Consider the following 12,763-nt stretch of genomic DNA (forward strand, 5'->3'; position numbering starts at 1 on the left):
TCAGCCCCCATGGAGGCGAAGGAAGCGCTCATGGTCGGCGGGCGCGATGCGGACCGACACATGCACCGTTGCGGTTTCGCCCGACGTATCGTGCTCTTCCAGGAGCACGTCACCATGCGCATGGAGCCAGGCAAGCGCGGCGCCATTTCCGCCGTCCAGCGTGATCTCGTAACGGCGATGGCCTTTCGCCAGTATATCCGAGAGCATGCGCCGCAACGCGTCCACCCCCTCCCCGGTCAGCGCCGAGACGATGGCGACATTGCCCTCCTGCTCGGCGCGAGCGCGCACGGCGGCAAGGCGCTCCGGGTCCTCGATCAGGTCAGCCTTGTTCCATATCTCGATGATGGGCGCGACCGGCCCCGCTCCTTCATGCGCCGCGTCCGGCGCTTCCGCCTTCCCGGCCGACCCGTCCTCGTCCGCCGGTGCGGCACCAAGATCGGCGAGAACATCGAGAACGTCCGCTTTCTGCGCCTCGGTATCGGGATGCGCGATGTCCCGCACATGGAGGATGAGGTCGGCCGACAGCACTTCCTCCAGCGTCGCGCGAAAAGCGGCGATGAGCTGGTGCGGCAGATCCGACACGAAACCCACCGTATCGGAGAGGATCGCCTTGTCGATGCCCGGCAGGCTGATCTGGCGCATGGTGGGATCGAGCGTGGCGAACAGCATGTCCTGCGCCATGACATCTGCGCCCGTCAGCCGATTGAAAAGAGTTGATTTTCCGGCGTTGGTATAGCCCACGAGCGCGATCACCGGCCAGGGTGCGCGCTGACGTCGGGCCCGGTGCAAGCCGCGCGTGCGCGTTACCTGATCCAGCTCGCGCCGGATGCGGGCCATGCGATCGCGGATCATGCGCCGGTCCGCCTCGATCTGCGTCTCGCCGGGACCACCAAGGAACCCGAAGCCGCCGCGCTGACGCTCAAGATGCGTCCAGCTGCGCACTAGGCGGCCGGCCTGATAATCGAGATGGGCAAGCTCGACCTGGAGCCGGCCTTCCGCCGTCGCCGCGCGTTCGCCGAAAATCTCCAGGATGAGCCCGGTGCGATCGATGACTTTCGCGGACCAGGCTTTCTCCAGATTACTTTGCTGGACCGGCGTCAGATTATTGTCGACGACGACCAGCTCGGCCTCCGCCTGTGCGACCAGCGCGCCGATCTCCTCGACCTGACCGGAGCCGAACAGGGCGGCCGGTCGCGACTGGCGGACGCGCCACACGCCTGTCTCCACGACGTCCAGCCCGATGGCCAGCGCAAGGCCACGCGCTTCCTCGAGGCGTGCGGAGACGTCGCGCCGCTGCCGCCCGCCAAGGTCGGCATGCACGACGACAGCCCGCGCCCCGCGCGCGACCTCTTCACGTTCTGTGAAATGGGCGATGGTTCAGACTCGCCGGTCAGTCTTCGTCATCGTCGCTCTCCCCGGAGAGATCGAGCGGATGCGCCGGCTGAACCGTTGAAATGGCATGCTTGTAGACGAGCTGGACAAGACCATCGCGCTGGAGAAGCATGCAGAACAGGTCGAAAGCGGAAATCTCGCCCTGAAGCATGACGCCGTTCACGAGGAACATCGTCACCGGCTCGCCGGACTTGTGAACCGCCGAAAGGAAAATCTCCTGCAGCAGCTTGGGCTTGCGCTCATTCGCAGAAAAGGCGGACTCGATTTTCGAAAGATCGAGCGGATGCGCCGGCATGACAGTGGAGATTGCGTGTTTGTAGACCAGCTGGGTCTGACCGTCCCGGCGCAGCAGCACGGAGAAGTTGTCGAACCAGGTCACGATGCCCTGAAGCTTAACGCCCTTCACGAGAAACATCGTCACCGGAGTCTTGCTCTTGCGGAGACTGTTGAGAAAAATGTCCTGAAGATTGTTGAGTTTATCGGCCATTTTTAACTCCTGTTATTGGCGGGTCGCTGCCCGCATCGCGTCCAGTCTGAACGTCGATTGCCCCACCCTGCGTGGGGACGGCTGGAAACCTAGGCGATTCCCCAGGGGAAATCCAGCCATAGCCTGCTGCAATGCACAAAAGCCATTCATGACAGCCGTCCCCCAGGCCAGCGGCTCATTCCGTCGATCGCGCGCAAGGCGCGAGGCGTTTCCCGCGCCTCAGTCCCTGCCCTCGCCGAGCCCAAGCGACTTGAGCTTGCGGTGAAGCGCGGAGCGCTCCATGCCGATGAACGCGGCGGTGCGCGAGATGTTCCCCGAAAACCGCTTGATCTGGATGCGCAGATATTCGCGCTCGAAGTTCTCGCGCGCCTCGCGCAAGGGGGCGCCCATGATCGCGCTCGAAAGCCCCAGATCATCGCTGCCGCCTGTCGCGTCGACCGGTAGCATGTCGAGCTCGATCACGCCGCCGGGCTGCATCGGCGCCAGGATGATGGTGCGCTCCACGACATTGCGGAGCTGCCGCACATTGCCAGGCCAGTCCCCCGATTGCAGCGCCGCCATGGTGTTGGGCGCCATGACCGGGGCCGGCATGCCGCGCTCTGCCGCGAAACGGGCCAGATAATGCTCGACCAACCCGGGAATATCATCCCGGCGGTCTGCCAGCGGGGGAATGACGAGCGGCACCACGTTCAGGCGGTAATAGAGATCCTCGCGGAAACGCCGCTCCTCGATCTCCTCCTTGAGATCGCGGGCGGTCGAGGAAATCACGCGGATGTCCACCTTCACTTGCCGCTGGCCGCCAATGCGCGTGAAGCTCTGGTCAGTCAGCACGCGCAGGATCTTGCCCTGGGTGGTCAGCGGCATGTCCGCGATCTCGTCCAGGAACAATGTGCCGCCATGCGCCTGCTCGAGAAGGCCGGGCCGAATGATGCCCTCCGGCGTCTCGACGCCGAACAGCGCTTCCTCGGCTCGCTCAGGCTCGATGCGGGCGGCCGTGACGATGACGAACGGACCGTCCGCCCGGCCGGACCAGTTGTGGAGCATCCGGGCAGCGACTTCCTTGCCCACGCCGGCAGGGCCGCAGATCAGCACGCGGCTCCCGGTGCCCGCAACCTTCTTGATAGTGGCGCGCACCGAATTGATGGCATTGCTGGTGCCGGTCAGCTCTTCTTCCTGACCGAAGCGCGCGCGCAACACCTGGTTTTCGCGCCGCAGCCGCTCCGTCTCGGTTGCACGGCCAACGATGTGAAGCAGCCTGTCGGATTCGAAGGGTTTCTCGATGAAATCGACCGCGCCTTTGCGGATGGCCGCCACGGCAGTGTCGATATTGCCGTGCCCGGATATCATCAGCACCGGAATGGTCGCATCCCGCTGCTTGATCTCCTCGAGCAGTTCCAGCCCGTCGAGCCGCGAGCCCTGCAGCCAGACATCGAGTAGCACCAGCGAGGGCCTGCGCGCCGCCAGGGCTTCCAGCGCCTCATCGCTACTGGCGGCGAGCCGCGTTTCGAAGCCTTCATCCTCCAGGACGCCCGCGACAAGCTCCCGGATATCCGCTTCATCATCCACGATCAGAACATCAAGCGCCATTCAGTGTCTCTTTCATCATATCTCCGGGCCGCTCCTCGCCGTCCTCCGCCAGGCGAGCGAGCCGCGCGACATCAAAGCGCAGGGTCACCACTGCGCCGCCATTCTCCGCATCGGCAAAGCTCATCGTGCCGAAATGCTCCTCCACGATCTTCTTCACGATCGCGAGCCCAAGGCCGGTGCCCTTGGCGCGCGTGGTCATATAGGGCTCGATGATCCGCTCGCGTTCCACGGGCAGGCCAATGCCGTCATCCGCAACGGAAATGACGAGCTCGCCCTCCTGCTGGTGCACGGCCATTGCGATATGGCCATGAGGCGCGGAAGCCTCCTCCCCGCGCCCGGCCTCGCTGGCTTCCCCGAGATGACGCTGCTCGATCGCCTCGACGGCGTTCTTGACGATGTTGGTCAGTGCCTGACCGATCTGCCGCCGATCGCAGACCAGCGTGATGTCCGCCGTATCACCCTTGAAAGCGAAAGCGATCTGGGGATGCGCCACCTCATGCAGGAACATCGCGTGGCGCGCGATATCGATCAGCGCTTCCTCGCGGAACACCGGCTTGGGCATACGTGCGAAGGAGCCGAACTCGTCCACGATGCGGCGCAGATCGCCCACTTGCCGTACGATCGTCTCGGTGAGGCGACGGAAGGTGCCGGGGTCGGATTCGATCTCCTTGGCATAGCGGCGCTGGAGCCGCTCGGCTGCGAGCTGGATGGGCGTGAGCGGATTCTTGATCTCGTGCGCGATACGCCGCGCCACGTCCGACCAGGCCGCGCGGCGCTGGTCGAGCAGCTGCTGCGTGATATCGTCGAAAGTCAGCACCCGATTTCCGCCCTCGGCGACCACCCGAACCGCGAGTGTGCGGATCTCGCCGCCGGCACGGATCTGGATGATGTCCGCTCCGGTCCCCGCCTCCATGAGTTCGGCAAGCTCCGGCGAGAGTTCGGCGAGCGGCAAGCCGACCGCCTGGACGCCGGGCTTTACCAGGAGCGCAGTCGCCGAACTGTTGAGCAGCAGGATCTCGCCATGGGGATCGACCGAAATGACCCCGGCGCTAACGCCCGACAGCACCGCCTCGATGAGCGCGCGGCGGTTGGCGAGCTGGTTGTTGGCGGCGACCAGTGCGGTGGTCTGCGCTTCCAGTCGCTGGGTCATGCGATTGAACGTGCTGGCGAGCGTGCCCAGCTCGTCCCGGCCATGGGCATCGGCGACGCGCGTGGAGAGATCTCCCGCGGTGATGCGGCGGGCCGCGTCGACCAGCTCGCCCACCGGCCGCACCAGCCGGTCCGCGACGGCCAGCGCAATCCAGACCGCCGTTCCCACCAGCATCAGCGTGCCGATGAACAGGGCGATGTTGAAGCGCAGCTGCAATTGTCGCGAACGGGCGGCGAATTCGTCATAATCGGCGAGCACGGCCTGTGCCCGCTCCATCTCGCTGAACGCGGATATGGCGGAATCGCGCGTGGCATAGAGGAAGGTGCGGGAATCCGGATAAAGCAGCGCGAAGGCCTCGATCTGGTTGGGCTTGGCCTGGACGAACACCGGTTGCCCGGCGCGCAGATGCCGGATGATCTCGGGCGTGATCACGTCCGCCGCCGTGCGCTGCTCGGGATCCACCGTCGCAGCGGTGCGCGCCACGCCATCGCGGCCAATCTCGATGATCGCCGAGCGGTTCAGCTTCCGGGTGACGACCTGATAGATATAACCCTCGGCGAAGGACGGACTCGTGATGCTCGACTGGGTGAGATAATCGCGCAAGTCGCTGGCCATGGTGATGGTTTCGTCACCCAGCTCCTTGAGATTGGATTGATAATAGCCGCGCGCGAGATCGCTGGCATTCTGCAGCATGCCGCGCGCATCGGCCGAGAACCAGAATTGCACGCCATATTGGAACAGCAGCGAGGCGAAGATCACCACCAGCAGCAAGGGCAGGCTGGCAATCATCGAGAACAGAGCCACGAGGCGCACGTGCAGGCGCCCGTTTCCGCCGACGAGGCTGCGCGCGGCACGGCGGCGTGCGATCCGCTGGCCGATCAGCACGAGCAGGATGATCGCCGGCAGCAGGTTCAGCACCAGCAGAAGCGCCACCACGGGCGCGCTGAGCAGCGAATCGTCCTGCTGCGGCCGACCGATCAGCCAGTAAGTGAAACCGGCAGTGACGAGCAGCGTGACGCCGGCCAGAAGCTCCGCAAGGCGGCCGAGCCGAGGCGAGCCGAACAAGGTCGGCGACGACTCGTCCATCCCTGCATTCCGACCCGTTCTCTGATCCATCGTGGCAGCGATACAACATCGGCGTGTCTCTGAAAACACGCTTTACGAGAGGAACGTCCCGCGCAGGCAACCCGTCACCGGGCCGTCACCGGTGCTGTCCGAAAAACGCGTTCTAGCGCTCGCGCAAGGGCATGGCGGGATCGATATCGTAGTGATTGAGCTTCTTGCGCAGCGTGTTGCGGTTCATGCCCAATGTCGCAGCCGCACGAATCTGGTTGCCGTCCAGCGCCGCCAGCGTCTCGCCCAGCAGCACGGGTTCGATGACGCCGAGCAGGCGATCGTGCAGATCATGCGCGATGGCGCCCGTGCCGACGGCGAGTTGCTCCCGCACCCAGCGCCGGGCCGCTTCGCGCAAGTCGACCGCGCCGCTCGCGGTGGCCCCGCCCAGCGTCTGCGCGAAGGTGAGTACCTGGCGCAGATGCTGCACCTGGATTTCCTGATCGCGGGTCAGCACGGTCAGCCGCTTCATGAGGTTCTGCAATTCGCGGACGTTGCCGGGCCAGTCATAGGCCTCGAGCAACCGCGCCGCTTCGTCCGAGAGGCTCTTGCGCGGCAGGCCGCCTTGCGCGGCCTTGTCGAGGAAATAGCGGGCAAGCAGAGGTACGTCGCCGGCGCGCTCCCGCAGGGCCGGCAGGCGGATCGGCACGACATTGAGCCGGTAGAACAGGTCCTCGCGAAAGCGGCCCTCGGCGATCAGGTCCGGAAGATCCTGATTGGTGGCGGCGATGATCCGCACGTTCACGCGCACTGGCCGGGTGCCGCCGACTGTCGTGATCTCGCCGGACTGGAGCACGCGCAGCAGGCGGGTCTGCGCATCCATCGGCATGTCGCCGATCTCGTCGAGGAACAGCGTGCCCCCCTCCGCCTGTTCGAACTTGCCGGCGGAGCGAGCGACCGCACCGGTGAAGGCCCCGCGCTCATAACCGAACAGCTCCGCCTCGATCAGCTCGCGCGGGATGGCGGCCATGTTGATCGCCACAAAGGGCTGGCTGCGCCGGGGGCCAAGGCTGTGGATCGCTTCGGCCACCAGTTCCTTGCCGGTACCGGATTCGCCGAGCACGAGAATGTTGAGATCATTGCTCACCACCCGCGCAATCGTGCGATACACTTCCTGCATCTGCGGCGAGCGACCGATCAGAGGCAATTCCTCCCCGCCGCCGCCTTCGCCCGCTTCCGGCGCGTCGCCGCTCGAACGCACGCTGATGGCTTCCGCCACCGCGCGGCTCAGCTCGTTGAGATCGAAAGGCTTGGGGAGATATTCGAAAGCGCCCTGCCCCGTCGCGCGCACCGCGGTGTTAAGCGTGTTCTGCGCGGAAAGGATGATGACCTTGAGATCCGGCTCCTCGGCGAGGATGGCGCCGACATCGTCGAGACCGTCGCCATCAGGCAGCATGACGTCCGTGATGAGCACATCCGGCGCGAAGACGGGCAGTGTCGCGCGGCGCTCGGCAATGGACCCGACCGTCCGGACGATATGGCCCTGACGCTTGAGCGCTTCGGATATGACGACGCAGATGGCCGGGTCGTCATCCACAACGAGAATCTTGCCGGTCAGTCTGGTCATCCGTTCGCGCCCATCGGCAACAGCACCCTGAAGATCGAGCGGCCAGATGCCTGGTCCCGCTCATATTGCACCAGCCCGTTCATGTCCCGCACCAGCTTGTCCACAAGAGCAAGGCCCAGACCCTGCCCGCTGCGCTTGTTGGAAATGAAGGGATTGAACAGCACGTCCCGGATGCTGTCCGGCACGCCGGGCCCATTGTCGATCACCTGGATTTCGATCTGGAGAGGGGATGTCCCCTTCCCGCTCAGCACCGAGAGGCCGTGCCGATAAGCCGTGGCGACCTGCACTCGCCCATCCTCGACCCCCTCCACGGCTTCCACCGCATTCTTCACGAGGTTGAGCATGATCTGGACGAAGGCGTCGCCATTCACCTGCGCGAACGGCAGGGAGGGGTCATAAGTCCGCACGATCGGGCAATCGCGCGCGAAACCCGCCGTCGCGATCTCCACCGCGCGATCGAGCAGCGGATAGATATTCTCCGGGCGGCAGGCGAGCGGCTGGTTGCTGGTGAAATGCTGCATCCGGTCGATCAGTGCCGCGATGCGGTCCACCTCGTCGCAGATCAGCTTGGTGAGTGGGCGAGTGGCTTCCCCCGCATCGCCTTCCAGAAGCTGCGCGGCGCCGCGTATGCCGGAAAGCGGATTCTTGATCTCATGCGCAAGCATGGCGGCCGCGCCCGTCGCCGAGCGCACGCCCATGGATGAGCGGCGCACGCCGAGCGTCTGGGACTGGCCATGAACATGGAGCGCCACGACCCGCCAGCGCTCATCCTCGAGCAACGGATGGATCAGCACATCCATTTCCAGCGCCTCGTTCCGCCCGGCATGGACCTGAATGCCGAAGGCGGAGAGCGGCTTGTCCGTCATCCAGATGGCCGTGTCCATGTGCGGATCGGCAATGCGCAACACGCGCCCGACGACACTGCCCACCAAAGCGGAGCGCGCCATGTTGAGCAGCGATTCCGCGCGGGCATTGGCCGACGCGATGCGGCCGTCCGGTCCGATCAGCAGCGTGGCGACCGGGTGCGCGGCGATCAGTTCGGCGGCGTCCGGCAGTGCCCCCCTGCCGGGAAGGAATTGGCTCGACAGCCGGTTTCTCCCGTTCTCAGGCTGCATTCCGCACTGGTTCGCGCAGCACCGCTTCGGGCTGCGCCAGCAACGGCTCGTAGAAACGGGCCAGCATGTCGAGCACGCGCGCCGCGTCCGGCACCTGGTTCACCTTGTTGCGGAATTCCGCCGAGCCCGGCAGGCCGCGCGTGTACCAGCCCAGATGCTTGCGCGCCATGTTGACGCCGGTCATCTCGCCATAATGATCGAGCATTGCGCGGTAATGCTCTGTGATCATGGCATATTGCTCGGCCAGATCGGGGTCAGGCCGGTGCTCGCCGGTGGCCAGCGCCTGCATGACCTGGCCAAGCAGCCAGGGCCGCCCATAAGCGCCGCGACCGATCATGACTCCGTCGGCGCCGCTCTGCGCCAGTGCGGTGCGCGCGTCCTCGATGGAGCAGATGTCGCCATTCACGATAACAGGGATGCCGACCGCATCCTTCACTTTCCGGACGAAGGCCCAGTCCGCACTGCCCTTGTACATCTGGTTGCGCGTGCGGCCGTGGACGGTAATCATCCGCGCGCCCAGATCCTCGGCGATGCGCGCCAGCTCCGGCGCGTTCAGATTGTCATGGCACCAGCCCATGCGCATCTTGACGGTAACGGGCACATCGACCGCTTCGACCGTCGCCCGGATGAGGCTGGCCGCGAGCGGCAGGTCGCGCATCAGCGCCGAACCGGCATCGCCATTGACCACCTTCTTGACGGGACAGCCCATGTTGATGTCGATGATCGCGGCCCCACGATCGGCGTTCAGCTTCGCAGCCTCCGCCATCTCGGCGGGCTGGCACCCGGCAAGCTGGAGCGAGACCGGCTCCTCGACCGGTGCCCATGCCGCTTTCTGAAGCGACTGGCGCGTCTCCCGGATCATCGCCGGCGACGCGATCATCTCGGTGACGTTGAGCCCGGAGCCATAACGGCGCACGAGCGTACGGAAGGGCATGTCGGTGACGCCCGTCATCGGGGCGAGGATCACCGGCATGTCGATCCGCACCGGACCGATCTGGATGGGCTTGAGCGTCGTCATGTTCAGAATGCCTAAAAAACAGGCAGCGCCCTTAGCGCGAAAGCGGTTGGCGAGCAAGCAACCGCTGGGCTAAGCGCCTCGCTCATGGTCTCCCCTCCGCGCACTGCTGCTATCGTCCTCGCTGCCGGAAGCGGTTCACGCACGGGCGCAATGCGGCCCAAGCAATATCGCCCGCTCGCCGGGCGGCCGGTCGCCGCCCATTCCATCTTGGCCTTGCGCGGGCATCCCGCCGTCGACATTGTGCTGCTGGTGGTGGCGCCGGGCATGGCGGACGAAGCGCGCGCGATGCTTGGCGACGAGGCGGCGGATGTGCTCATCGTGGAAGGCGGCGCCTCCCGCCGGCAATCGGTCGCGAATGCGCTGGAAGCCCTGGCGAGCGCGGAGACTCCGCCCGCGCGCGTCCTCATCCATGACAGTGCCCGCCCCGTGCTGCCGGCAGGCGTGATCGACCGGCTGCTCAGCGCCCTGGCGACGGGCGCCGCTGGAGCCATGCCGGTGCTGCCTGTTGCCGATACGCTGGTGCGGGCGGAGGGGGACGAGGCCGGCGCCGTGATCGACCGCGCAGTCCTGCGCCGGGTGCAGACGCCGCAAGCCTTCGATTTTGAAGTGGTGCTGGCTGCCCATCGCGGCTGGTCCGGCGAGCTGGAACCGACGGACGACGCGCAGATGGTTCGGGCGACGGGCAGCGCGGTCCGGCTGGTGGAGGGCGATACGCGGCTCGACAAGATCACCTGGCCGGGCGATCATGAACGAATGGAGCGGGAGCTCATGGCGATAATGACGGCCCGCACTGGCCTCGGCTTCGATGTTCACCGCCTGGTCGCGGGCGCCCCGCTCTGGTTGTGCGGTGTCGAAATTCCCCACAGCCATGGGCTGTCCGGCCATAGCGATGCAGATGTGGCAATCCACGCCCTTGTCGACGCCATTCTGGGTGCGCTGGCGGAAGGCGATATCGGGAGCCATTTCCCTCCCTCCGATCCGCAGTGGCGCGGCGCGCGATCCGGGCAGTTCCTGGCCTTCGCGGCGGAGCGTGTCCGCGCCCGGGGCGGGATCATCGACCATGTCGACGTGACCATCATCTGCGAGGCTCCGAAGATCGGGCCTCATCGCGATGCGATGCGCAGCGCCCTCGCCCGGATCATGGACATACCTGAGTCGCGGGTGAGCGTGAAGGCGACGACAACGGAGCGGCTTGGCCTCACCGGCCGGGGCGAGGGCATCGCGGCGCAAACCCTGGCCAGCCTTCGCTTGCCCGAAGAACCGGCCTTTCCTGCGCCCTGAGCTTCACCGGTTCACTGGGCGAAACCCGCAGGAGAGTTAATGCCATTGGCTTTTGAGGCGGATCGGCCCATGCTGCGCGGCATGGCAGGGGTCGCAGAAGCAAAGATATGCTTGCTGCCGGAAGAGCTGGTGATGTTGGCCCGCGAGGTAATCGAGGCCAATCGCAAGCTCGGACGGCGTATTGTTGTTGCCGAGAGCTGCACTGGCGGCCTCGTGTCCGCAGCGCTCACCGAAATTCCCGGTTCGTCCGCGGTGTTCGAAGCAGGTTTCGTCACTTATTCCAATGCGCAGAAGATCAGCCTGCTCGGCGTGAGCGAGGACGTGCTCGATACCTTTGGCGCGGTCTCCATCGCCACGGCCTGGGCCATGGCGCAAGGCGCGCTCAATCGCAGCGGCGCGGATATCGCGGTGTCGATCACCGGCGTCGCGGGTCCTGACGGCGGAACGGAGCTCAAGCCGGTCGGCACCGTCGTCTTCGCCCGAGCCGAACGCGGCGACGAAAGCGAGAATGTGGTGGCGGACCTGCGACGGTTCGAGGACGAAGGCCGCGCGAAGATCCGGCTTCACGCCGCGCTGTGCGCGCTCGAATTGCTGTTGCCGGAGGCGCTGGGCGAATAAAGCGCTGCGGCGCGCTCTTCGAAAGCGCCGATCATCTTGCGCAGGGCCCGGTCGAAGACCTGGCCAGCCAGCATCTCGAACATGCGGCTCTTGAACGCGAAATCGACCGAGAAATCGATGAGGACGCCGCCTTCCCCGTCCGGCCGGAACTGCCAGTCGTTGGAAAGATGCCGCAGCGGCCCGTCGACATAATCGACATGCACGCTTTCCGGCCGGCGCTTGACGACGCGCGAGGTGAAGGTCTCGCGCAGCCCCTTGAAGCCTACGACCATGTCCGCCACCATTTCCGTCTCGCTCTGCGAGCGGACGCGGATGGCCGTCACCCAGGGCAGGAACTCCGGATAGGAAGCCACATCGGCCACCAGATCATACATCTGGGTCGGGCTGTAGGGCAGTCTTCGGGTTTCGTTGTGTCTGGGCATGGCAGGTCAGCGGGCTGACGCCTCCCCTGCCCGCGATCCGGCCGGGCCGATACCCGAAGCGGCGGCGGCCTTCGCCAGCGCAGCCTCGCGCGCCGCGCGCATCTGCTGGAAATCCGCACCGGCATGATAGCTGGAGCGCGTGAGCGGGCTCGATGCCACCTGCAGGAAGCCCTTGGCGCGCGCGATTGCCGCATAGGCCTTGAATGCCTGCGGCGTCACGAACTCCATCACCGGCGCATGTTTGGGCGTGGGCCGCAGATACTGCCCCATGGTGAGGAAATCGACATCGGCCGAGCGCATGTCGTCCATCACCTGATGCACTTCGAGCCGCTGCTCGCCCAGGCCGAGCATCACGCCGGACTTGGTGAAGATGGAGGGATCAAGCTTCTTCACCATCTCCAGCAGACGCAGCGAAGCGTAGTAACGCGCGCCCGGTCGAATGGTGGGATAGAGGCGCGGGACCGTCTCCAGATTGTGATTATAGACATCCGGCCGGGCAGCGACGATCGCCTCGACAGCGGCTTCATGCTTGTTACGGAAATCCGGCGTGAGGATTTCGATCGTGGTTTCCGGCGTGGTGCGACGCAGCGCTTCGATCACCTTGACGAACTGCCGTGCGCCGCCGTCGGGCAGGTCGTCCCGGTCGACGGAGGTGACCACGATGTGCTCCAGCCCCATTTCCGCGCAGGCATCCGCCAGATTCTGGGGCTCGCGGAGGTCGACGGGACGCGGCATGCCCGTCTTGACGTTGCAGAAGGCGCAGGCGCGCGTGCAGACATCACCCAGGATCATCACCGTGGCGTGCTTCTTCGTCCAGCACTCCCCAATGTTCGGGCAGGCGGCTTCCTCGCAGACGGTCGCCAGTCCCTTGTCCCGCATCAGCTTGCGGGTCGCCTCATAGCCCTGGCTGACGGGGGCCTTGACGCGGATCCAGTCCGGCTTGCGCGAACCCAGGCCGCGCGGTTCCGAGGAAATGTCGTTCATGGGGTCCAGATAGCGATCCGCGCGCCGCC

11 protein-coding genes are annotated in these 12,763 nt (G+C 65.6%); 2 read left to right on the forward strand and 9 right to left on the reverse strand.

Annotation, left to right across the window (positions count from 1 at the left end; all coding sequences use genetic code 11):
* The 7 genes from hflX to dusB all read right to left on the reverse strand — a co-directional run bounded on the left by hflX (window position 1) and on the right by dusB (window position 9,429).
* Window positions 1–1,374: a GTPase HflX gene (hflX, locus tag HNP60_RS08895; protein ID WP_184156973.1), complete on the reverse strand. Its 1,374-nt coding sequence runs from the start codon at window positions 1,372–1,374 to the stop codon at window positions 1–3.
* Window positions 1,375–1,390: 16 nt separating this feature from the next.
* Window positions 1,391–1,879 carry an RNA chaperone Hfq gene (gene hfq / locus HNP60_RS08900; RefSeq protein ID WP_014076120.1) on the reverse strand — a complete coding sequence of 163 codons (489 nt, stop codon included), beginning with the start codon at window positions 1,877–1,879 and terminating at the stop codon, window positions 1,391–1,393.
* A gap of 219 nt (window positions 1,880–2,098) precedes the next feature.
* Window positions 2,099–3,466, reverse strand: coding sequence for a nitrogen assimilation response regulator NtrX (gene ntrX / locus HNP60_RS08905; protein ID WP_014076121.1), 1,368 nt, complete (start codon window positions 3,464–3,466; stop codon window positions 2,099–2,101).
* On the reverse strand, window positions 3,456–5,702 hold the full coding sequence (locus tag HNP60_RS08910; RefSeq protein ID WP_221414619.1) for a sensor histidine kinase: 2,247 nt from the start codon (window positions 5,700–5,702) through the stop codon (window positions 3,456–3,458). Before HNP60_RS08910 ends, ntrX begins: the two co-directional genes overlap by 11 nt.
* A 142-nt stretch (window positions 5,703–5,844) precedes the next feature.
* Window positions 5,845–7,296 carry a nitrogen regulation protein NR(I) gene (ntrC, locus tag HNP60_RS08915; RefSeq protein WP_014076123.1) on the reverse strand — a complete coding sequence of 484 codons (1,452 nt, stop codon included), beginning with the start codon at window positions 7,294–7,296 and terminating at the stop codon, window positions 5,845–5,847.
* Complete coding sequence (locus HNP60_RS08920; protein ID WP_014076124.1) at window positions 7,293–8,411, reverse strand: two-component system sensor histidine kinase NtrB; 1,119 nt, start codon at window positions 8,409–8,411, stop codon at window positions 7,293–7,295. Before HNP60_RS08920 ends, ntrC begins: the two co-directional genes overlap by 4 nt.
* The gene (gene dusB, locus HNP60_RS08925) at window positions 8,401–9,429 is read right to left on the reverse strand and encodes a tRNA dihydrouridine synthase DusB (RefSeq protein WP_184152670.1); all 1,029 of its coding nucleotides are present in this window, start codon (window positions 9,427–9,429) and stop codon (window positions 8,401–8,403) included. Before dusB ends, HNP60_RS08920 begins: the two co-directional genes overlap by 11 nt.
* 84 nt (window positions 9,430–9,513) lie before the next feature.
* Between dusB and HNP60_RS08930 the strand changes: the two genes are divergently transcribed.
* Both HNP60_RS08930 and HNP60_RS08935 read left to right on the forward strand, forming a co-directional pair.
* Window positions 9,514–10,710 carry a bifunctional 2-C-methyl-D-erythritol 4-phosphate cytidylyltransferase/2-C-methyl-D-erythritol 2,4-cyclodiphosphate synthase gene (locus HNP60_RS08930; RefSeq protein ID WP_184152673.1) on the forward strand — a complete coding sequence of 399 codons (1,197 nt, stop codon included), beginning with the start codon at window positions 9,514–9,516 and terminating at the stop codon, window positions 10,708–10,710.
* Window positions 10,711–10,791: 81 nt separating this feature from the next.
* Complete coding sequence (locus HNP60_RS08935; protein ID WP_184152676.1) at window positions 10,792–11,328, forward strand: CinA family protein; 537 nt, start codon at window positions 10,792–10,794, stop codon at window positions 11,326–11,328.
* Here the strand turns inward: HNP60_RS08935 and HNP60_RS08940 are convergent.
* Complete coding sequence (locus HNP60_RS08940) at window positions 11,274–11,750, reverse strand: type II toxin-antitoxin system RatA family toxin (RefSeq protein ID WP_184152679.1); 477 nt, start codon at window positions 11,748–11,750, stop codon at window positions 11,274–11,276. The genes HNP60_RS08935 and HNP60_RS08940 overlap by 55 nt on opposite strands.
* Before the next feature lie 6 nt (window positions 11,751–11,756).
* The gene (gene lipA, locus HNP60_RS08945; protein ID WP_184152682.1) at window positions 11,757–12,734 is read right to left on the reverse strand and encodes a lipoyl synthase; all 978 of its coding nucleotides are present in this window, start codon (window positions 12,732–12,734) and stop codon (window positions 11,757–11,759) included.
* Between the last annotated feature and the right edge of the window lie 29 nt (window positions 12,735–12,763).

Source organism: Sphingobium lignivorans, assembly GCF_014203955.1.
GTDB lineage: Bacteria > Pseudomonadota > Alphaproteobacteria > Sphingomonadales > Sphingomonadaceae > Sphingobium > Sphingobium lignivorans.